General features: G+C 40.8%; 21 protein-coding genes. 1 reads left to right on the forward strand and 20 read right to left on the reverse strand.

Going from position 1 to position 22,666, the window contains the following annotated elements:
* Positions 1-181: 181 nt before the first annotated feature.
* Complete coding sequence (locus ACFWE9_RS11640; protein WP_377356857.1) at positions 182-364, forward strand: hypothetical protein; 183 nt, start codon at positions 182-184, stop codon at positions 362-364.
* A 76-nt stretch (positions 365-440) separates the two neighbouring features.
* Here ACFWE9_RS11640 and ACFWE9_RS11645 read toward each other — a convergent pair whose 3' ends face one another.
* From ACFWE9_RS11645 to ACFWE9_RS11740, 20 genes are all read right to left on the reverse strand, one after another.
* Positions 441-1,307, reverse strand: coding sequence for a 2-oxoacid:ferredoxin oxidoreductase subunit beta (locus ACFWE9_RS11645; protein WP_230157945.1), 867 nt, complete (start codon positions 1,305-1,307; stop codon positions 441-443).
* Positions 1,294-3,051, reverse strand: coding sequence for a 2-oxoacid:acceptor oxidoreductase subunit alpha (locus ACFWE9_RS11650; protein WP_230157947.1), 1,758 nt, complete (start codon positions 3,049-3,051; stop codon positions 1,294-1,296). Before ACFWE9_RS11650 ends, ACFWE9_RS11645 begins: the two co-directional genes overlap by 14 nt.
* A gap of 217 nt (positions 3,052-3,268) precedes the next feature.
* The gene (locus ACFWE9_RS11655; protein ID WP_377356860.1) at positions 3,269-4,204 is read right to left on the reverse strand and encodes a dipeptidase; all 936 of its coding nucleotides are present in this window, start codon (positions 4,202-4,204) and stop codon (positions 3,269-3,271) included.
* A 138-nt stretch (positions 4,205-4,342) separates the two neighbouring features.
* Complete coding sequence (spoVS, locus tag ACFWE9_RS11660; RefSeq protein WP_029281188.1) at positions 4,343-4,603, reverse strand: stage V sporulation protein SpoVS; 261 nt, start codon at positions 4,601-4,603, stop codon at positions 4,343-4,345.
* A 179-nt stretch (positions 4,604-4,782) separates the two neighbouring features.
* On the reverse strand, positions 4,783-5,580 hold the full coding sequence (locus tag ACFWE9_RS11665; RefSeq protein ID WP_230157949.1) for a TIGR00282 family metallophosphoesterase: 798 nt from the start codon (positions 5,578-5,580) through the stop codon (positions 4,783-4,785).
* Positions 5,581-5,735: 155 nt separating this feature from the next.
* Complete coding sequence (gene rny / locus ACFWE9_RS11670) at positions 5,736-7,295, reverse strand: ribonuclease Y (protein WP_230157950.1); 1,560 nt, start codon at positions 7,293-7,295, stop codon at positions 5,736-5,738.
* Between the two features lie 367 nt (positions 7,296-7,662).
* On the reverse strand, positions 7,663-8,706 hold the full coding sequence (gene recA, locus ACFWE9_RS11675; protein ID WP_290370574.1) for a recombinase RecA: 1,044 nt from the start codon (positions 8,704-8,706) through the stop codon (positions 7,663-7,665).
* A gap of 345 nt (positions 8,707-9,051) precedes the next feature.
* Positions 9,052-10,284, reverse strand: a complete 1,233-nt coding sequence (locus ACFWE9_RS11680) for a competence/damage-inducible protein A (protein ID WP_377356870.1) — start codon at positions 10,282-10,284, stop codon at positions 9,052-9,054.
* A 22-nt stretch (positions 10,285-10,306) separates the two neighbouring features.
* Entirely contained in the window at positions 10,307-10,891 is a 585-nt protein-coding gene (gene pgsA / locus ACFWE9_RS11685; protein WP_230157952.1) for a CDP-diacylglycerol--glycerol-3-phosphate 3-phosphatidyltransferase, read from the reverse strand.
* 176 nt (positions 10,892-11,067) lie between these two features.
* The gene (locus tag ACFWE9_RS11690; protein WP_230157953.1) at positions 11,068-11,967 is read right to left on the reverse strand and encodes a helix-turn-helix domain-containing protein; all 900 of its coding nucleotides are present in this window, start codon (positions 11,965-11,967) and stop codon (positions 11,068-11,070) included.
* Positions 11,968-11,985: 18 nt separating this feature from the next.
* On the reverse strand, positions 11,986-12,777 hold the full coding sequence (locus tag ACFWE9_RS11695) for a DUF3388 domain-containing protein (protein WP_230157954.1): 792 nt from the start codon (positions 12,775-12,777) through the stop codon (positions 11,986-11,988).
* A 238-nt stretch (positions 12,778-13,015) separates the two neighbouring features.
* Positions 13,016-13,273 carry a DUF3243 domain-containing protein gene (locus tag ACFWE9_RS11700; RefSeq protein ID WP_230157955.1) on the reverse strand — a complete coding sequence of 86 codons (258 nt, stop codon included), beginning with the start codon at positions 13,271-13,273 and terminating at the stop codon, positions 13,016-13,018.
* Positions 13,274-13,352: 79 nt separating this feature from the next.
* Positions 13,353-14,078, reverse strand: coding sequence for an elongation factor P 5-aminopentanone reductase (gene ymfI / locus ACFWE9_RS11705; protein ID WP_230157957.1), 726 nt, complete (start codon positions 14,076-14,078; stop codon positions 13,353-13,355).
* Between the two features lie 21 nt (positions 14,079-14,099).
* Positions 14,100-15,386: an EF-P 5-aminopentanol modification-associated protein YfmH gene (yfmH, locus tag ACFWE9_RS11710; protein ID WP_230157958.1), complete on the reverse strand. Its 1,287-nt coding sequence runs from the start codon at positions 15,384-15,386 to the stop codon at positions 14,100-14,102.
* Positions 15,386-16,666, reverse strand: a complete 1,281-nt coding sequence (yfmF, locus tag ACFWE9_RS11715; protein WP_230157959.1) for an EF-P 5-aminopentanol modification-associated protein YfmF — start codon at positions 16,664-16,666, stop codon at positions 15,386-15,388. Before yfmF ends, yfmH begins: the two co-directional genes overlap by 1 nt.
* Before the next feature lie 221 nt (positions 16,667-16,887).
* Positions 16,888-17,847: an ABC transporter permease gene (locus ACFWE9_RS11720; protein ID WP_230157960.1), complete on the reverse strand. Its 960-nt coding sequence runs from the start codon at positions 17,845-17,847 to the stop codon at positions 16,888-16,890.
* A complete protein-coding gene (locus ACFWE9_RS11725) occupies positions 17,848-18,891 on the reverse strand; it encodes an ABC transporter permease (RefSeq protein ID WP_230157961.1) in 1,044 nt (347 codons plus the stop codon). It lies immediately after the preceding gene.
* Entirely contained in the window at positions 18,884-20,419 is a 1,536-nt protein-coding gene (locus ACFWE9_RS11730) for an ABC transporter ATP-binding protein (RefSeq protein ID WP_230157962.1), read from the reverse strand. The genes ACFWE9_RS11725 and ACFWE9_RS11730 overlap by 8 nt, the downstream gene beginning before the upstream one ends.
* A gap of 206 nt (positions 20,420-20,625) precedes the next feature.
* Complete coding sequence (locus tag ACFWE9_RS11735; protein ID WP_230157964.1) at positions 20,626-21,717, reverse strand: BMP family lipoprotein; 1,092 nt, start codon at positions 21,715-21,717, stop codon at positions 20,626-20,628.
* A 148-nt stretch (positions 21,718-21,865) separates the two neighbouring features.
* Positions 21,866-22,591, reverse strand: a complete 726-nt coding sequence (locus ACFWE9_RS11740) for a GntR family transcriptional regulator (RefSeq protein ID WP_230157972.1) — start codon at positions 22,589-22,591, stop codon at positions 21,866-21,868.
* Positions 22,592-22,666: the final 75 nt, after the last annotated feature.

Here is a 22,666-nt window from a genome sequence, read left to right on the forward strand (position 1 = left end):
TTAAATGGGTCATGTTTCTATAGCATCTCGTCCGCTCTCGAATAAGATATCTTGTACAATAAAATAATTGAAGGAGTGACTTATATGTCATGTAACAATAATCACCATCATCATAATAACAACAACGATAACGACAGAATTGCAGACGATTTTTGTCGTGCTGTGAGAGGCTGTCAAAGACGTGACCGTGACCGTGACCATGATCGGGATCGGGATCGGGATCGGGATCGCGACCGCGATCGGGACCGCGATCGGGACCGCCATCACCATTGTTGTTGCAGAAGGAATCGTTGCAATTTCTTCTCATTCGGCTGTAACCGTGGATGCAATAACGGTTGGTGGTAAGCTAATCCAAAGAGTTTAGTAATTCTCTCCACTTGAGATTTCCAATTAATCTCAAAAAAGGTTCACCCCATTTTAAGGGGTGAACCTTTTAACTTTTACATAAATTCAGCAACAAGCTTATCAAAATGTGCTTGATCAAGTGTCAGATCTGATTTATTTAACCCTGCTTCAGCATACCCTGGTATTAATTCCTGGTACGAAGGGCGTGAAGAGTCTTGATAAATAATCCCTGTCACAAGGCTGTCATGTTTCATCAAAGTCTGCATGGCCTGTTCTTTATTTGAAGAATCATAGCCTTCAATCGTGTTCAATTTAGTTAAGTTTTGTTTAAACCAATCATACGTATTGATCTTATTATAAGTTACGCAAGGAGAGAAAACATTGATGAATGAGAACCCTTTATGATTAATCCCTGCTTCAATGATTGCTGTAAGGTCTTTCAAGTCAGTGGAAAAGCTTTGGGCGACAAAGGTAGCGCCAGCTGATAATGCTAATTCCATAGGTGAAACAGCCTGTTCAATCGATCCTTCTGGAGTGGATTTTGTTTTAAATCCAGCAGCTGACCGTGGAGAAGTCTGGCCTTTTGTCAACCCATAAATTTGATTATCCATGACGATATACGTAATGTCGATATTACGACGGATCGCATGAATCGTATGTCCCATCCCGATTGCAAAACCATCACCGTCTCCGCCTGAAGCTATTACGGTCAATTCACGGTTGGCCATTTTCACTCCTTGAGCAATTGGCAGTGAGCGGCCATGGATTCCATGAAAACCATATGACTTGATGTAACCGGATATACGGCCTGAGCAGCCGATACCGGAAACAACAGCCAAGTTCTCCGGCTCCAATCCTACATTGGCTGCTGCACGCTGCATGGCAGCCTGAACGGAGAAATCTCCGCAGCCAGGACACCAGTTAGGTTTTACATCATTACGAAACTCTTTAAACGTTGCCATATTCGAACATCTCCTTGCATTGTGTGTGAATTTCATGCGGGAGGAATGGGTTGCCATCATATTTTAGGATGCTTTTAATTTTATTAACATGTCCGACATTCATCTTGATAATATTAGCCAATTGTCCAGTCGCATTATTTTCGATAACTACTACTTTCTTAGCCGCTTGCACTAATGAAAGGACTTCATCAGCAGGGAAAGGATGAATCAAACGGATTTGCGCATGATTCACTTTCATTCCATCCGTTTCTAACCGGCCAATCGCTTCATCAATCGTCCCGCGTGTCGAGTTAAAACCAAGTATTAATAAATCCGCTTCTTCATGCGGGGTATTTTTGTATACTGGTGTTTGGAATGTGTTAGTTAAATTATTCAACTTCCGCATCCGTTTATCCATTTGGGCTTTACGATTTAATGCAGTCTCAGAAGGTCTGCCCGTTTCATCATGTTCAACACCTGTAACATGGTGAATTCCATTTTTCATACCAGGTACAACTCGAGGTGAGACCCCGTCTTCCGTTACTTCATAACGCTTGAAGTATGAATTGTTTTCAGCCTCTTCAATTTCAAAGTCCACCAATTTACCGCGTCTTACCTCCACTTTGCTGTAATCAAGCGGCTGAACCGTTTGTTTACCTAAAGAAAGCTGTAAGTCGGATAAAATGATAACTGGACATTGATATTCTTCCGCAAGGTTGAATGCTTCAGCCGTATCATAAAAAGCTTCCTCAACAGTACTTGGAGCCATGACGATTTTAGGAATTTCACCGTGTGTACCATAAATCATTGCCATTAAGTCCGATTGCTCTTGCTTAGTTGGAAGTCCCGTAGATGGACCACCACGTTGTGTATCGACTATGACAATTGGTGTCTCGGTAATGCCCGCTAAACCAATCGCTTCCATTTTCAAGGAAAGTCCAGGTCCAGCTGAAGCCGTGATGGCACGGACACCACCATAGTTCGCACCGATCGCCATTGTAGCAGCGGCGATTTCATCTTCAGTCTGAATGACCGTCCCGCCCAATTGAGGAAGTTTTTTAATTAGGTATTCCATAATTTCCGATGCTGGGGTAATTGGGTAAGCTGCCATAAAACGACAGCCGCCTGCAACTGCGCCTAAAGCGATGGCATCATTTCCGATCATGAACAATCGTTTTTGACCGTCTGCCTTCTCCAGCTCCATTGCACCTAGTTTTTCACCAAGCATCACTTCCATTGCCTTGTATCCTGCAGTAATGGCATCCATATTCTTCTTAACGATTTCTTCTCCTTTACGGCCGAAGATTTCATCAACTACATCGTTGAATACGGAGATTTCCATTCCTAGAACAGCACATGTCGCACCGATAGCGACCATGTTTTTCATTAATGACGTTCCTAATTCTGCTGCTATTTCTGTAAATGGAACAATATATAATTCTGCCTTTGTATCTTCTGGAGAGACAGGTTTGAATTTTGCATCTGCGATTATGATGCCACCCTCATGTAATTCTTTATAATTGACGTCAATTGTTTCTTGGTCAAAAGCAACTAAGATGTCTAAATCATCAGAGATAGCACGTGTTTCCGTAGTACTTACACGAATTTTGTTATTCGTGTGTCCACCCTTGATTCGGGATGAGAAATGACGGTAGCCATACAAGTAGTAACCTAAGCGATTGAGGGCAATACAGAATATTTCTCCTGTACTTTCAATACCTTCACCTTGTTGTCCGCCAACTTTCCATGAAAGTTGATTGATCATGTCTTACACTCCTTTAGAACGTTCGTATATAAATGCATTTAACCGCACCTCTCTTCAGAACATTCGACTATGTATAATTAATCGTCCTTAGTTAGAAAAGGTGTACTAAACGCTTTCAATTCTATCGGTTAAACCATCAAATTGCAACCTTTTTGCTTCTATTTTTTATATTTTCAGAATATTTATTCATATCTATATAGTGAGAATTGAAACACTCTTAAGATCTTTCCTTTTTAACAGGGAAATTACGAGTGAAATTCCCAAAAAGAAGTCCGTTTACAAACTCACTCGAATAAAGTCTGTTCAGCTCATTGATAAAGTTGTGATAATCCTTATATGATGTTAAATTCTCTACCATATGTTCGATTCCATCGAAGTCAGACCCTAATCCAATTTGCCTCTCACCACCCAAACTACAGATATGATCTATATGTTTCAAGATATCCTTTATCGAAGATGAATCACGCTTAGAAAGAAATTGAGGGACAAAGGTTACTCCGATCACCCCATTTTTCTGCAAAAGGACCTTTATCTGGCTGTCCTTTAAATTTCGCGGATGCGGACAAAGATGATGGGCATTCGAATGGGAAGCAATGGGAAATTCCGCCCTTTTTAAGGTGTCCCAAAATCCAGCTTCAGATAAATGCGATAAATCACACCAAATTGACTTCTCATTTAATAGGTTCACCACCTCGATTCCAAATTCTGTCAACCCACCCCCTCTTGATTCTAATGCCCCATCAGCTACCAAGTTGGCGTAATTCCATGTTAGTCCTACAGAGGACACTCCAAGATGAAGAAGGGTTTTCAGTTTCAACAAATCATTGCCGATGCAATCGCACCCCTCCAAAGTTAACAACGCACCTATTTCTCTTTCTTTTAGGGAATCGATGTCTGCCTTGGTCTTTATAAATTTCATTTCCGGCTCTGACAAAATCTTTTCATGAAAAATATCAACCATTGCCAAAGCCGCCTGAAATCTCATATCAGGGTGGACCTTTTCAGGAATATATATTGCAAAACACTGTACTTTTCCCCCTTCCTCCAATAGTCCCCGCTTTGTTATATGTAATTTATCACTATCCAAAAAAGAAATATCCGGATCGATGAACATCTTCATTAACACATCACAATGTGCGTCAAAAATATTCAATGTAATCCCCCTTCCTGTTCCTTACCTTTTTAAAAATCATATATTTCATTATAAAGAGACCCGTGTTTTTCGTCATTTAGTTTTTTCACAAAAAAGAGCCTGCTCGCCGTCAGACAAACAGGACACCCACTCATGAAATTATCTTGGTTCAATAATTAACTTTATAGCCGTTCTCTCTTCGCCATCAATAAGTATATCTGTAAAGGCAGGAATACAAATCAAGTCAACTCCACTAGGTGCGACAAACCCTCTTGCGATTGCTACTGCCTTGACGGCTTGATTTAACGCACCTGCACCGATTGCTTGAATCTCGGCTGCTCCTCTTTCTCTGAGCACTCCCGCTAGTGCGCCTGCTACAGAATTAGGATTAGATTTTGCTGAAACCTTTAATATTTCCATTCCTAGTCCTCCTTGTCTTCCCTGCCGATTATAATCTTTGGCTCAATAGTTATAACACTTTCCACTGCTACTATATTCATCAAGTAAAACTTGTATGACAAAGAAAACCAGGATTGTCCACCAAAGGTTTTATTAATGAAAAAATGGATGGACAGCTTTTGACTGTCCATCCATTCAAATCAATGATAAAAGGGATGATCTTCGTTAATGAGTATTCTTTCTATTTTTTTAGCCTTGCCAGTCTTATCGTCAATTTCCAGTATAATCCCACTTAATAGGGTCCGTCCCTCTTTAGGCACTTCAAAACGTACAGGCAGACTTGTAAGGAACCGATGGATGACCGCCCCTCTTTCCATGCCAAGGATCCCATCATACGGTCCTGTCATGCCTACATCTGATATATAAGCGGTGCCCGCAGGTAAGATACGGTTATCAGCTGTCTGGACGTGTGTGTGTGTACCCACAACGGCTGTAACCTTTCCATCCAGGAACCACCCCATTGCTTGTTTTTCACTTGTAGCCTCACCATGAAAATCGACAAAGATGATTGGTGTTCTTTTTTGTGCCTTTGCCACGAGTTCTTCCGCCTTTTTGAATGGACAATCCAAGTCCGGCATGAATGTTCTGGCTTGCAAATTGATGACCGCAATTTCCTGCTGATTCAATTTTAAAAACTTCATTCCTTCTCCAGGTGCACCGTCTGGAAAGTTTGCTGGGCGGATGAGATATTTCGCATCATCAATAAAATTGAAAATATCTCGATTATCCCATGTATGGTTTCCCATGGTCACCGCCTGCGCTCCCCACTCTAAAAAACTCCTGTAAATCTTTTCTGTAATTCCCCTGCCGCTGGCAGCATTTTCTCCATTGATGACCGTGATATGCGGCCGATACTTTTCTTTTAACTTTGGAAGGTATTCTTGAATCATATCACGACCTGGAGACCCTACGACATCTCCAATAAATAGCAATTTCATTGTAAAACCCTTTCTATATTCACATTTCTAATGATAAGAATATTCAAGTATGTATTGTAACATAATATGAGGTAATCATAGGAATCACGCTTAACGATAAATAGTAGAAAAATAAAAACGAAGTGGTTTGCACCACTTCGTTTTTATTTAACAATTTATTTGGCGTATTCGACTGCCCTTGTTTCACGGATGACCGTGACTTTTATATGACCTGGATAATCGAGCTCTTCTTCAATCCTTTTCCGGATATCACGTGCGAGTCGATGGGCCGAAAGATCATCTATTTGCTCTGGTTTCACTAGAATCCGCACTTCTCGTCCGGCTTGAATCGCAAATGACTTTTCCACTCCATCATAGGATTCGGAAATCTCTTCGAGTTTTTCAAGTCTTCTAATGTAATTTTCAAGCGTTTCACTTCTAGCACCTGGTCTTGCAGCAGATAATGCATCAGCGGCTGCTACAAGCACTGAAATTATGGAAGTTGGTTCCGTATCGCCATGATGTGAAGCGATGCTGTTAATGACAGTTGGATGCTCTTTATACTTGGTGGCTAATTCGACGCCAATTTCAACGTGACTGCCTTCCACTTCATGATCAATTGCTTTCCCAATATCATGCAATAAACCTGCACGGCGGGCAAGAACTTCATCCTCACCAACCTCTGCGGCCAGTAAACCTGAAAGCTGGGCCACTTCAATTGAATGCTTAAGCACGTTTTGCCCATAACTGGTACGGAACTTCAAACGGCCAAGTATTTTGATTAGGTCTGGATGGAGACCGTGAACTCCAACATCAAAAGTTGTTTGTTCACCAATTTCACGAATATGTTCATCTACCTCACGTCTTGCTTTGTCAACCATTTCTTCGATTCGAGCCGGATGAATCCGTCCGTCCTGAACAAGTTTTTCAAGAGCCAAGCGTGCCGTTTCCCGTCTAATTGGATCAAATCCAGATAAAATGACAGCTTCAGGAGTATCATCAATAATAAGGTCAATACCTGTTAGCGTTTCTAATGTCCGGATATTTCGTCCTTCACGTCCGATTATCCGTCCTTTCATTTCATCATTTGGAAGATTTACTACAGAAACGGTGGTTTCTGCAACATGATCAGCCGCACAACGCTGAATGGCAAGAGAAAGAATTTCTTTTGCTTTTTTATCAGCTTCTTCTTTGGCACGGGTATCACTTTCTTTAATCATAAGCGCTACATCGTGAGCCAGTTCGTTTTCCATTCGGTCTATAATGATTGCTTTTGCTTCTTCACGAGTTAAACCGGAAACACGTTCAAGCTCTGTTTGCTGCTTACGAACCGTCTCGTCCACTTTGCTTTCCATCACTTCAATATGCTGTTGTCTTTGGTTTAGAGAATCTTCTTTTTTCTCCATAAGGCTTTCACGTTTGTCTAACGTTTCATCCTTACGGTCCAAATTCTCTTCTCTTTGCAATAACCGATTTTCTTGTTTTTGTAATTCGTTCCTTCTTTCACGGGATTCCCGATCAGAATCAGAACGAACTTTATGAATTTCATCTTTTGCTTCCAACAAGGCTTCTTTCTTAAGAGCATCCGCTTCACGTTTTGCATCCTCAAGGATTTGTTCTGCAGAGCCCTTTGCCCCTGTTATTTTACTCTCAAACTTTGATTTGTGAATAAAATAACCAACAACTGCACCGACGATTAGGCCAAGCAAAGTGAAGATGATTGTCATGGGTTCCATCGTTTCACCTCCCCTTGCTATGAACTTTTTACATAAAATGTTGAACTGTCGGCAAGTACATTGCACATAAATTCAATATACAGCACTTAATTTTCAAAATTTTAGTTTGAAAAATTGTAAAATATACATATTAATTGTATAGTTGAGAATTTTTATTGTCAAGCGTTTGTCCCTTATGTATCAATGATTATTCAAGTTTTCTTAATACCAACCGACATTACGTGCAACATTCATTATGGAAGTAGACTGTAAATCTGTATTCCCCAGCCACTTAATTCGCTGAAAATTGCGCACTTTTTCAATTTCACTCTAATTCATAATATATAGAAAGAGGCCTAAGCGAACAAGCTTAGGCCTTTTCCTTCTGTTAATCAAGCAATTCAAAATGTTCTTCTTCTTTTTCTTCTGGTGGTAATTCATGCTCTCCATCAAGATTATAGTGATCTCTGATTTTCTGAGAAATCTCCTGGGCGATATCCTGGTTTTCTTTCAAGAACATCTTCGCATTTTCCCGTCCTTGTCCGACACGCTCTTCATTGTAAGAGTACCACGAGCCGCTTTTAAGGACGATATCCAAATCTGCACCCATATCGATGATTTCACCTTCCTGGGAAATCCCTTGACCATACATGATGTCAACTTCTGCTTGACGGAATGGGGGAGCAACCTTGTTTTTTACAACTTTGATTTTCGTTTTATTACCGACGATTTCATTACCTTGTTTTAATTGTTCCGCACGACGCACTTCCAGACGAACAGTTGAATAGAACTTCAATGCCCGGCCTCCTGGAGTGGTTTCTGGATTTCCAAACATAACACCGATTTTTTCACGGACTTGGTTAATGAAAATGGCAATGGTATTTGATTTATTAATGGCACCAGACAGTTTTCTAAGTGCCTGAGACATCATCCGGGCTTGAAGACCCATATGGGAATCTCCCATTTCTCCTTCGATTTCAGCTTTAGGAACAAGGGCTGCCACCGAGTCAATGACAATGATATCTACCGCTCCGCTACGCACTAATGCTTCAGCGATTTCCAGGGCTTGTTCACCCGTATCAGGCTGTGAAAGCAATAACTCATCGATATTCACACCAAGTTTTTCTGAATATGCTGGATCTAAAGCATGCTCTGCATCAATGAACGCAGCCGTGCCACCAGTCTTTTGTACTTCTGCAATGGCATGTAATGCAACAGTCGTTTTACCGGAGCTTTCAGGTCCATATATCTCAATGACCCGGCCTCTTGGATATCCGCCCACTCCCAATGCTACGTCCAATGCTAAAGAACCGCTTGAAATGGTTGAAATCCTTCGATCACTCTGTTCTCCAAGTTTCATAATAGAACCTTTACCAAATTGTTTTTCTATTTGTTTTAACGCCATATCTAAAGCCGCTTGACGATCACTCACTCAATTTCCTCCTCTATATTCAAATAATCGGCTGTCCGATTAAAGGTGTTCTTACGTTAGCAATTATTTGAGATCAATGTTTATATCTTGTCTCAAAACCTATCTTTACTATATACTCTTTTTACTATTTTGCCAAGCAAAAAGTCGAACATTCATTCGTTTTTTTCTTTCGGGATATTCTTTGTAAAAAAGCGTTTTATCATAAGGAATCCCTCATTTTCTTTCAATTACTAACTTAAAAAAGCATCTTCATGGAATTAACTTTTTTCTTTTTTTTCTTTTTTTTACAGAAACAAACTTCTCAAACAAATAAAAACAGGGCTTTAAAAAGCCCTGCTTTGACGTTTATAAATCCCTTAATAGGTAATGACAGCCGTACTTCACACTTCGAATCCGGTTCTGCGCCCTGCTTCCGGAAAGATTTAGCTCTTTGAAATGAGTGTTCCCATCCCGATATGAAATACCAATAAATACTGTACCGACAGGTTTGCCTTCTTGTTCATCAGGCCCTGCGACACCTGTAAAGCTGATGCCTACATCCGCATCGAGCTTTTTCCGGACATTAGAGGCCATTTCCATTGCACACTCACCGCTGACCACACCATGCTCAGAGATGGTACCCTCGCTGACGTCTAGAGCATTCGACTTAGCATCATTCGTATAACTGACAATACCACCTTTGAAGACTTTACCGGCGCCCGGGATGGTTGTCAGCTGCTCTTGGAACATCCCTCCGGTCAAGCTTTCCGCTGCCGCAATCGAAAGTTTGCGGACCGTTAATTCTTTTACAAGCTCCTTTATGAGCGAAGTATTATCACTTCCATAATAGAACTTTCCAACCCGGCTAAGAATTTCTTTTTCCGCTTCTAAAATAAGCTCTTCGCATTTGTCTTTAGATGAGTCTTTAGCGGTAATCCTTAACGTCACTTCCCCTTCGGAAGCAAGGGGAGCAATTGTCGGATTGGTTTGATTGACAAGAAGATCTTCAATCACCGTTTCCAGTTCAGCTTCACCTATCCCGTAGAACCGAAGAACCTTCGAATCGATCCGTTCATGCTTGTCCAGTTTATTCATGATCGCTTCATACCCGTAACTTAAAAACATCGGTTCCATTTCACTTGGGGGACCTGGGAGAAGCATGTATGTAATCCCAGATTTGGATAAGAACATTCCCGGGGCCATCCCATGATCGTTTGCCAACACTTCACAGCCTTCCAGAACAAGCGCTTGCTTTTTGTTGTTTTCCGTCATCGGCCGTTCCCGTTTTTGAAAGTAAGCTTCAATGGATTGCAAAGCTTCGTCATTAAAAACGAGCTTTTTCCCTATATGGCGAGCAATCGTTTCCTTCGTTAAATCATCTTTGGTAGGACCGAGTCCACCGGTAAAGACAATCAAGTTCGCCCTTGATTCAGCGATTTCTATAGCTTGTTGTAAACGACGGTCGTTATCCCCTACCACAGTATGGTAAAAAACATTGATACCCATTTCCGCGAATTGTTGTGATAGGAATCTTCCATTAGTGTTATTTATTTGTCCTAAAAGAAGCTCAGAGCCCACTGCAATGATTTCTGCATCCATCTTTTCAAAACCACCATTCGTTTTACTTTGAATTAACAAATACATCTCTGTTTTTTATAAAATAATCCAAACCTGACCAGATTGTAAAGATTAATGCAATCCATAATGTGATATTAGCAAACGGAAGTGAAATGAGGGCGAATGGAAGGTTATGCAGCAATAATGCCGAAATAGCAACAATTTGCGCCCATGTTTTAATTTTACCAAGCTGGTTAGCTGCAACCACTTCCCCTGTCCCTGCTAGCACTAAACGCAATCCGGTTACGGCAAATTCACGACTTATGATCACGATCGCAATCCACGACTGACCGTACATTAAATCTAGGTCAACCAAAACAATTAGGGCAGCTGAAACCAGAAGTTTATCAGCCAATGGGTCTAAAAATTTCCCTAAATCCGTAATTAAATTATATTTTCTGGCAAAATGGCCATCGATCCAATCCGTGGTAGAAGCGATAATGAAGAGGATCGCTCCAGCTAAGTGCGCAACTGGCAAGCTGTATTCTCCCCAAGTAAGTGTGCCCCATGAAAAAGGTGCGAGCATGATGATTAAAAAAACTGGAATTAAACAGATTCTTGCTACTGTAATCTTATTAGGCAGATTCAAAACTTTTACCTCCAAAATTTACGCCGGCCGTTTGGCAAAGCGTTATAGATCTAAAATAATTATGGCGCTTGGCCAACTCATGCTTATATGTATAATTTAACTCAAAATCCAATCTTATATGCCGGGTAAACCAATCCCGCATTAATATAGAGAAAAAATAGTCATCTATAAGATGACTATTCGGCTTTCGTAAATTGTATCGTTACCAATTGCGTATTCACTTCAGTCGGTGAAATGGAATACTCCAGCTTCTCATCGTTCACAAAAATATCCGTTTCATACGCTCTGCCTACATTGATGACAGCTTCTTTTTCATTGGTGAAATCAATTTCCTCGCTATCGTCCTTGCTGATAGTCCCTTGGAATAGTAATTTACCTTCACCATTTTTAATGCCAACCCATGGTGAGCCTTTTGAAGTCACTTTTAACTTAAATGTATCCGTATTTTTCAATTCATACGTACTATTTTTACCGTTTGTACTGCTAACGGTAAGTTTTTGCTTGGTCTTTTCATCTACAGCGTCATCTGCATCATCTTTCTTGTCAGATGTATCTTCGTTTTTTACCTCTTGCTTTTTATCCGCTTTCTCTTGTTCCTTTTTGTTTAATTCATCACTTTTGTTGTATCCGACCACTTCGTTCTGTTTTTCACTCTTTTTATCAGCAGTATCTGGCTTGCTCATATAATTGGATACTAACACCCAAATTAATATAGCAACACCAATAACTAAAACTGAAACTAGGATTTTAGGCAACATTTCTACAACCTTGGAGTCCCCAGCCGGAATCGTTTTCCGGGATTGGACCCTTGAAAGTTGTTCAGGCAATTCCTCACTATAGACTGAAGGCACTTCACTCTTATATTGTTCAAAAATCTCTTCGGAATCCAGCCCGACCGCTTCACAATATTGCTTTATGAAAGCCCGTACATAGAACTTTCCAGGCATCATACTGTAATTTCCCTCTTCAATGCCAATGAGGTAGCGCTTTTGAATCTTCGTTAATTCCTGTAAGTCTTCGAGGCTAAGGCCTTTTGCTTCCCTAGCTTCCTTTAATCGATTACCTAACTCAGTCAAATAAAAACACCTGCCATTTTAAAAGTCAAAGGAACCAAAATCAGATCCAGAAAACTGGTCTTTTTGGTCGACAACTTCATATGTTATTTCTTCATCTGGATTGTTTCGCAATTCAATAATATAATCAAAGTCTTCGAGAGTATACTCGGTATTTTGGACAAAAACATCCGGATGCTCGATGACTTTGACCGCATCAAGCCTCATGATTTCGCGAATCAACTGCCAATGTCGCTCATTTGCACGGCGAGTCGAAACAATTCCATCTAAAATGAATAAATTATCATTGTTATATTCATCCTCAATAAGCTGACTGCGGATAGTCTGCTTTAAAAGGGTTGATGACACAAACAACCATCTTTTATTAGCACATACACTCGAGGCTACGATAGATTCCGTTTTCCCTACACGTGGCATGCCTCGGATGCCGATTAATTTATGACCTTCCTGTTTAAATAGCTCGGCCAGGAAATCGACAAGCAAGCCAAGTTCATCACGGACAAACCTAAAGGTGTTTTTCTCATCAGCATCGCGCTGAATATAACGTCCATGCCTGACAGCAAGACGATCACGCAATTTAGGTTCCCTAAGCTTAATGACCTTTATCGTATCCATCGTACGGAGGATTGATTCGAATCTTTCTATATTACGGCTATCTTTCGCCAACAAAAGTAAGCCACGCCTGCCTTGATCAACCCCGTTAATAGTGATGATATTGATCGACAGCATACCCAGCAGGGATGAAATATCCCCTAATAAACCTGGGCGGTTGACTTGAATTTCATATTCAAAATACCATTCTTTATTCTCCACGATAACACTCCTTAAGCCTAAAAGCATTTACCCAACATCCGGGCAAAACTTAACCATCGTTATTTTCAAGGCCTGTACCCATTAATTATTATTGTCTAGATTCTATAATATAGCATTTCCTGTTAAGTTAAAAGGAAAAACCCTATAAAAGTCTTCATTTTTATCGAAGAGGATAAATAGTTGTCAACTTCAAGCCAAAGGCCCTGTTAATTAATAACAGGGCCTTTGGCTTGATAGTTTACTTTGATCCATTGTTCTCGACTAACTTGACCATAACGCTTGCCATTGCATGTTTTTCATCATCGCTTGCGACCGACCAAAGATCAGCAAGAACTTTCTCTTGATCATTCTGGGGCTCAACCTGCTTAGCAAGGTAATCGCCGATTTCAAAAGCCAAGTTGGTAACAGCCCCTCCTGATAAACCTTGTTGTTCACCTTGATTTAATCTGTCGCCTAAGAAATTTTTCCATTGATCCCAATTGTCTAGTACAGACATGAATGGTCACCCTTTCCTTCAAAATAGTACATAGATATTTTGTGAAGGAACCGAGGAAATTATACATGTCATACAAAAATCATGTGTACCATCCACCATTTACGCCTAAGATTTGTCCGGTGATATATGATGACTTGTCAGAAAGCAGAAAGAAAACGGCCTCGGCGACTTCTTTCGAATTGCCCATCCTGCCCATCGGGATATCGCCTTTGATGATTTCCAAATCTTCAGCACTGAAGGTTTCGAGCATCGACGTTGAAATCGCACCGGGGGCAACGGCATTCACTCGGATCCCATTCAGCGATACTTCTTTGCTCAGTGCCTTGATAAATGCATTTTGGCTGCCCTTGACCATTGAATATAGGACCTCACAAGATGCACCCGTCTGTCCCCAAATCGATGTGACTGCAACAATTGCAGTCTGTTCCTGGTACATCAACTTGGGAAGCAGTTCCTTTGTTAATTGGAAAGGGCTCGTTACATGTAACTGGACCATTTCATTCACGATTTTCTCATCCATATCGGAGATGAGCCCATAATAGCTATTACCGCTATTAAGGACGATGGCATGAAGGGCAAAAATATTATCCGCCAATTTCTTGTATCCGTCCGGTGTAGCTAAATCAGCTTGAACCGGAATAAGTTCAACTTGATGAGGTTTCAGTTCCTCAATTAATTCCAGGATTGCTTCTTCGTTGTTGTTATAATGTAAGTAAAGTGAATAATTCTCTTCGGCGAGCTTTATAGCGATTTCCCTGCCGATTCCTCCACTGGCACCAGTAATAAGGGCAAAACGTTTCCCCACATTCCCGCCTCCTTTTTTATTTTATTTAGGAAGTACCTGACAGACGGTCATCCGTTCATCGGATATTAAGTCCTTGGCGATGTTCCTGATATCTTCAATCGTTAGTTTTTCTAATACCGATACCACATCAAACAAGTTCATATCGTTGAATGCATATCGGGTGAATTGATTCGCGATATATTCCGGGGAATTCAGAGAACGAAGGAAAGAACCGATTCTTTTCTTGATCGTCCTTTGCAGGCTTTCTTCATTCAACCCGGTTCCTGCTTTGGATTTTTGCAATATCCCGAATAAAGCCTCTGTCAATTCTTCAGGTTTTGAACTGTCCCCGCCAATTAACGCAAAGCCAAAACCCTGCTCCTGTGTATAATCATAGGAGAAGCTTTGATCGATCAGCCCTTTCTCGTACAGTTCCTCATGCAAAGGTGAACTCTTGCCAAACAGCATTTCCAAATAAATATTGGTCGCCAATTCCCTTTTCAAAAGCTGTGAACCTGATTGATGAACATTGGTGGCCTTGATCCCCAGCATCACTTTCGGTGTCTGGACATTCATCTTCAAGATTTCCCTATCCTTTGCAACGGTTTCCGGCTCTTCAGCGAATTTACGTTCCACCTCGGCCTGTTCTTTGTACCCTTTATTGTTTTGATTATCCCTGATCAACTTCATTGTACTCTCGACATCTACCGGTCCTACAACGAATAACAGCATGTTACTAGGATGATAAAACGTATTATAGCATTCGTAAAGCATATCTTTCGTAATATCGGCAATGGATTCCACAGTACCGGCAATATCAATTTTCACCGGATGTTGATGATACATGTTGGCTATCGTACCGAAGTATAACCGCCAGTCTGAATTATCATCATACATATTAATTTCCTGGCCAATGATTCCTTTTTCCTTCTCTACCGTTTTTTCCGAAAAGTAAGGATCCTGGACAAAGTCGATTAAGGTCGTTAGATTTCTATTGAAATCGGACGTGCTTGAAAATAAGTAGGCTGTACGGGTAAAAGAAGTAAAAGCATTTGCAGATGCTCCCTGCTTTGAGAATTGCTGAAAAACATCACCATCTTCCTTTTCAAAAAGCTTATGTTCAAGAAAATGGGCAATTCCATCAGGCACTTTAGAGAATTCCTTTTGATTCAATGGTTTAAAATGGTTATCGATTGAACCATATTTTGTCGTAAACGTCGCAAATGATTTATTGAACCCTTTTTTCGGAAGAATATATACTTCTAGGCCATTCTCCATTTTTTCATGGAAAAGTTCTTCTTTTAATTGAGTGAATGCTATTTTCTCCATTACCCTTGCACCTCCGCTTCTGTTAGGAAATAAATCGTATCAAGCTGAATCTTTTGACCAATGGCAACGATTTCTTCCTTTGTCGTCCGCTCTGTTTTTGCAAACCAGTCGTCTAGTGTAATATCCAAGCCGGAAATCACATTATGATATAAAATTTCCACTAGTCCTCTCGACACGTCAATGGTTTCCAGGAGCTGGTTCTTTACGACCGCTTTCGTTTGGTCCAGTTCTTCTTCGGAAAAGTTCCCTTGCTTCATTTCATTCATTTGTGCGTGAATGATCTCCAGTGCCTGCTTGTAGTTTGCATTTTCAATGCCCGCCATGACCATTAACAGACCTTTATGACTTTCGAGCCTCGAAGCTGCGTAATAAGCAAGACTGGCTTTCTCCCTAACATTAATGAAAAGTTTTGAATGTGAAAAACCACCAAAGATCCCATTAAAGAGCTGAAGTGCATAATATTCCTGGTCACCATATGCAACATTGGTTCGATAACCAATATTCAATTTCCCTTGTTTCACATCTGAATTTTCAATGATTTCTTTTTCCTTATCCACGTCTTTATCCGTATTCCTTGGCGGGCTCACCGGCACCCGTTCTTTTAGTGACACATACTTGTCAGCTAGAGCTTCCACTTCTTTTTCATCGATGTCGCCGATCACATATAAATCGATTTCATCTTCATTCAGCATTTTTTTATAATAGGTGAAAAGTGACTCGGGCGTTATCGTTTCCAAGTCTTGCAGATTACCGCTCGCCTCAAGAGCATATGGTTCGTTTTTGCACATTTCCTCGACAAGCCTTGTAGCTGAATATCTCATTTTATCATCGGAAATGGATTGTATCCGCTGCCTTAATGAACGGATTTCATTGGAAACCGTCTTAGCGTCAAAAGCTTCTCCATTCTTCTTCGGGTGAAAGATTACCTCGGATAATAATCCAAAAGCCTTTTCGAGAAGGGGGGTTGAATCACTAAGGAACTTTTCATTGACGATATCGATTGTAAAACTTATGATTTGATATTCACCTTTTTTAGCTACATCGACATAAAACCCTGCCCCATACAAATCATCTAGATAAGATCGAAGCTCGGGTGTTGTAGGGTATTTACTTGTATTGCTTTGTAATACATATGGCAGCAATGCACGATATGTAACGTCCTCTTTTGTCAACGGTGCTTTCATCTTCAGAACGAGAGTATTCGTTTTATATTTATCCGTACGGACCACATGAAGCTTGTAGCCGCTTTTTTCCGTAATAGTATCGGAAGCAATTGACATGAATAATCCTCCTCATTATATAAATAACCTTTATTTGCTTATTGTTTGTAGATCGGAACCCTTTTAAACATCTACTTAAAATATACATGTGAAAGGAAAAATCATGCAAGTTACAGCTACTTTTTTTGGGTTTTCACAAGGACTTCTCAATTGTGGCCCCAATCTTAAGCTTTCACATAAGGAAAAACCGGTCAGCACAATTTGCTGACCGGTCAAATTACTTATCTTTTCCCTTTGATGTAAGGCTGTCCAGATGCTTTTGGAGCATCTGCACGTCCAATGAAACCAGTTAGTGCAATGATCGTCAGAACATAAGGAGCGATCAAGAGGTAAACAGATGGAATATCCTTGAAGAAAGGAAGGCTCGAGCCAACGATGCTTAAACTTTGAGCCAAACCAAAGAATAGTGCTGCACCCATTGCCCCAATTGGGTGCCATTTACCAAAAATCATAGCGGCAATGGCCATGAACCCTTGACCATTGATCGTCGCATGATTGAATTCATTCGAAAAGATGGTCGCATAAATCGCTCCGCCGATACCGCCAAAAGCACCTGATAATAAAACGGCGGCATATCTGATTTTCGTAACATTGACACCCATCGTGTCAGCAGCCATCGGATGCTCCCCCACTGCACGGATCCTTAATCCAAATGGTGTTTTATAAAGTACATACCAAACGACAAACGATATTAGGATCGCTATATAGACGATATAATACCCATTTGCGAAAAAGATAGGTCCTATAAATGGAATATCACTTAGTAGCGGAACATCAATCCTTGGGAATGTTTCTGTAATCCTATCAGTTTGACCTTTGTCATAAATCAGCTTCACCAAAAACATGGTTAGACCAACTGCCAACAAGTTGATGGCGACCCCACTAACCGTTTGGTCTGCCCTGAACGTAATGCATGCGACAGCGTGTAGAATGGAAAACAGCAATCCGGCAATCATTGCCGCTAAGACGGCCAGCCACGGAGTCCATGCGCCAAAGACATCAGCAAACATTAAGTTAAAAACGATCCCTGTAAAGGCACCAATGACCATCAATCCTTCTAAACCGATGTTTATGACACCTGCCCGTTCAGAAAACACCCCTCCGAGTGAAGTAAAAATAAGTGGAGCAGCTAGAGCAATCATGGATGGAATAATTATTTGCAGTACTTGGTAAAAATCCACTTATTTCACCCCTTTCTTAAATCGAGCGGCAATCCAACGAATAAAATAACTGGATGCGACGAAGAAAATTATCAATGCTATGACAATATCTACAATTTCACTTGGTATGCCGGTTTCTAGCGGCATATTTAAGGCACCTGCTTTCAGTCCCCCAAATAATAAGGCGGCCAGAACGACACCAATAGCCGTATTCGCCCCTAGTAAGGCTACTGCAATCCCGTCAAAGCCCATACCTGTGAACCCGCCTTTGACCGCAGCATAACCGAAAGTTCCAAGGCCTTCCATCGCACCCGCAAGCCCTGCAAAAGCACCAGAAATAACCATGGAAAGGATGATGTTCTTATTTACACTCATCCCTGCATATTCGGACGCGTGCTGATTGAAACCTACCGCTTTCAGTTCAAAGCCCGTTTTTGTTCTTTCAAGAATGAACCACATGATGATTACGCATATAATTGCTACGACTATTCCCCAATGCATCCGGGAAAAATCCGTAATGCTTTCAAAAAAAGGAGAACGCAGTGATGCTGTATCTGCAATTCTTTCTGTTTTATCCAGCTTGTCAGTCATTACATTCCGAATTAAATAATTCGTTACATATAAAGCTGTATAATTCAACATGATAGAAACGATTACTTCATGTACACGAAACTTCGCTTTTAAATATCCAGGGATAAATGCCCACAAGGCGCCCGCAGCTGCACCAGCTAAGATCGCCAACGGCAAATGGATGATCCTTGGAAGCTCAAAAGCGATTCCGACCCAAACCGCCGCCAGCCAGCCAACTATTAATTGCCCTTCTACCCCGATATTGAATAGGCCCGTACGAAAAGCAAAAGCCACTGCTAAACCAGCAAGGATATAAGGGATGATTGTCCTGACGGATTCCCCTACATAATAAGAATCCCCAATAATTCCATTTACCATGGAGCCATAGCCGGCAACTGGGTCATAGCCGCTTACCAACATGATTATGGCCCCAACGACTAAGCCGAGGATAACTGCTATTAACGGACTCGTTAATTTAGATAAATACTTAGACATGTTGTTTTCCACCTGCTTCCGTCCGTTTACTGCCGGCCATAAGAAGGCCAAGCTCCTGTTCAGTCGTTTCTTTCGGATCGACGATTGCGACGATTTCCCCTTCGTATATAACGGCAATTTTATCGCTCACATTCATGATTTCTTCCAATTCAAATGATATGAGGAGTACCGCTTTTCCTGCATCCCGCTGTTCAATCAGGCGTTTATGGATAAACTCAATCGCACCCACATCAAGCCCGCGTGTAGGCTGTGCGGCAATCAATAAATCCGGGTTCCTATCAACTTCACGGCCGATGATTGCCTTTTGCTGATTTCCGCCAGAAAGCGCCCTTGCCGGGGTATATTCACTCGGAGTACGAACATCGTAACTTTTGATCAATGAACGGGCTTTTTCAAATATTTTCTTTGAGTTCAAGATACCAGCTTTCGAGAAAGGCTGTTGATAGTAGGTTTGCAAGACAATATTTTCCCCAATGCTGTAATCAAGAACCAAACCATGCTTATGTCTGTCTTCTGGAATATGACCAACGCCCGCTTCCGTGATTTTACGCGGCTTCAGATTACTGATTTCTTTTCCATTTAACTTTATGGAACCTGCTGTTGTCTTCCTTAGACCAGCTAATGCTTCAATTAATTCGGATTGACCATTTCCATCCACTCCAGCGATTCCGACAATTTCTCCTGCACGGACAGTTAAATCCAAGTTCCGAACAGCTGAAACGCCACGGGGATCCTTGACTTCCAGTTCCCGAACCTCGAGAACGACATCAGAAGGAGCAGCTGCCGTTTTTTCCGTCTTAAATAAAACTTCCCTACCGACCATTAAGCTGGCCAATTCGTTAGGGTTCGTTTCGCTGACATTCACAGTTCCGATTCCTTGCCCTTTGCGTATTACCGTTACCCTGTCACAAACCTCCATGATTTCTTTAAGTTTGTGTGTAATTAAAATGATAGATTTCCCCTCTTTGATAAGAGCTTTCATTATAAAAATCAGTTCCTTGATTTCTTGAGGAGTCAGAACAGCGGTTGGTTCATCAAAAATCAATATCTCCGCACCACGGTAGAGTGTCTTTAGGATTTCAACACGTTGCTGCATCCCAATTGAAATATCGGCTATCTTTGCATAGGGGTCGACACGAAGCTGATATTGTTCTGATAGTTTCCTAACTTCCTCACTCGCTTCTTTTAAATCGATCTTACCAGCCTTTGATGGTTCTTTTCCTAATATGATATTTTCTGTTACAGTAAAAGGGTCAACGAGCATAAAATGCTGATGGACCATTCCAATCCCTAAATCATTGGCAATGTTTGGACTGGTAATCTTGACTGGCTCACCATTCACACGAATTTCTCCCTGCTCTGGCTGGTATAAGCCGAATAAAACATTCATCAAAGTGGATTTTCCCGCGCCGTTCTCACCTAATAATGCGTGAATTTCCCCTTTTTTAACCTGAAGGGTAACGTTATCATTTGCGATGATGCCTGGGAATTCCTTACGGATATTGAGCATCTCAATTACATATTCCACGTATTATCAACTCCTAAAATGAGTGTAAATATTCTTAATTATTAAATTGATGATCTTACCTTATTGATTTTTTTGAAAAAAACCAAATGAAAAACTACGAATCTATCATAGTTTTTCATTCGATATTTTACAGTACCTAGAGCGTTTTTTAGGAAAAGAAAGAATAGAGGGCAATTCTGCCTCCCTATTCTCTCTTCTATTACAGCTTATAAATCAAGTTTTTTGAATTCTTCATCCGTACCTGGAACTACGAAATCACCAGATTTAATTTTTTCAGTCCACTCTTCGACCGCTTTTAAAGATTCTTCTGTTACGTTATCTTTTGTATCAGAAATGCCTACACCATTTTCTTCGATACCATACTCAATTACTTTTCCACCTGGGAAGTTTCCTTCTTTCGCTTTCACAGAAAGGTCTTTAACTGCTACGTCAACACGTTTTAGCATGGAAGTCAGTGTAATGTTGTCGTCAGTTCCTGGGACTGCTCCTAATTTAGCTTGGTCGCTATCTACACCGATAACATAGATTTCTCTCTTAGGATCTTTTTGTTTTTGCTCGACAGCTTCTGTAAATACACCTTTTCCAGTTCCGCCAGCAGCATGATAAATGATATCGATACCTGAAGCATACATGGAACCTGCAGTGGATTTACCGATGTCTGCTTTATTGAAATCTCCGGCATATTTAACTTCCACTTTCGCATCCGGATTTACAGATAAAACCCCAGCCTTAAAGCCAATTTCGAATTTCTTGATTAATTCAGATTCAACTCCGCCGATAAAACCGACCTTGTTTGTTTTCGTTTGCAATCCGGCAATTACACCTACAAGGAATGATCCTTGTTGCTCTTTAAAATTAATGCTGGCAACATTCTTTTTATCTACAACTGTATCCACGATGGCAAAGTTAGAATCAGGACGTTGGTCAGCCACTTCACCAACGGCTTCAGCTAAAAGAAAACCAATACCGTAAATAAGTTTGTAATCTTCACGTACAAGTGTATTCAGGTTTTTAGCATAGTCAGCATCAGATTTAGATTGCAGGTAGTTAAAGCCATCTTTACCTTTTTCCAAACCATTGTCCTTACCGAATTCCTGAATACCTTTCCAAGCCGATTGGTTGAACGACTCGTCATCCACTCCGCCAGTATCCGTTACCATGGCAACTGTGAAGTTATCTTTGTTGCCTTTACCATTTGAGGATTCTTTATCGTCATTCTCTGAATTACCACATGCTCCCAATAGCGTACCGGCTGCAAGAACAAGTGAAAGAGCTAGACCTAATTTGCGCTTTTTCAAATTTTTCCCCCCTAAAATGCATAGTTTTTTGAGCAGGAATGTTCTGAAAAGTCATTTATGTTTGCGTTTTCACTTCTCGTTAATTTTTTTTACATACGTATGAATTTGGAACAAACGCTTGCATTCACCCGTATGCAAGAGTTAAGGATTACACTCGTTTGCGGAGAACATGGAAACTGAACATATTGGCTTTAAAGTAGTTAACAGAATACAGGATAGGCTGGTCCCAATCATCCAGATGCATCTGCTTTAGAACGAGTAGTGCGGCTTCCGGTGAACATTTAAGGATAGGAGAAACTTTTTCATGATATCCAATAGGTTCAATCTCTGCTACGGCATGCGTAATTTTCCGATGTGCATCTCTTTCCAAAATATCAAAAAGAGACTCATCATTACGGTCAAAATTTTCTGATAGTATTGATTCAGGAATTTTGTCGACACAGTAGACAACCGGCTCGCCATTCGCTGTCCTTACACGTTCGATAATGACGATGCGTTCTTCTGGTGAACAGGTAAACCTGCGTAAATCCTCATCTGTTGGTTCTTGAGCCGTCGAGCTTAAGAAAATCGTACCCGGCTTCATCCCTGCCTCTTCAATCATGTTCGTGACACTTTTTAATTGCTCGATACCTGATGAGAACCGAGGTTTTGGATTGACAAAAGTCCCAACTCCATGGCGGCGAATGATGATGTTTTCTTCCTCTAAAATTCGCAGCGCTTCTCGAAGTGTTGCCCTACTCACTCCCAGTTTTTTTGCAAGATCGAATTCAGAAGGGAATTTTTCATTTTCCTGATAGACCCCTGCTTCAATATCCTGCTTCAGGTAATCAATGACCTGCAAATATAAATGTCGACTATCTGATTTTATTGACATACAGTTTCCCCCAGCTAGTTTCTTAAGACATCAGACCTCTGATGTTGAATCATTCCTACTAATCGAAAATAATAT

The organism is Peribacillus sp. NPDC060253, assembly GCF_042727425.1.
Taxonomy (GTDB): Bacteria; Bacillota; Bacilli; order Bacillales; family DSM-1321; genus Peribacillus.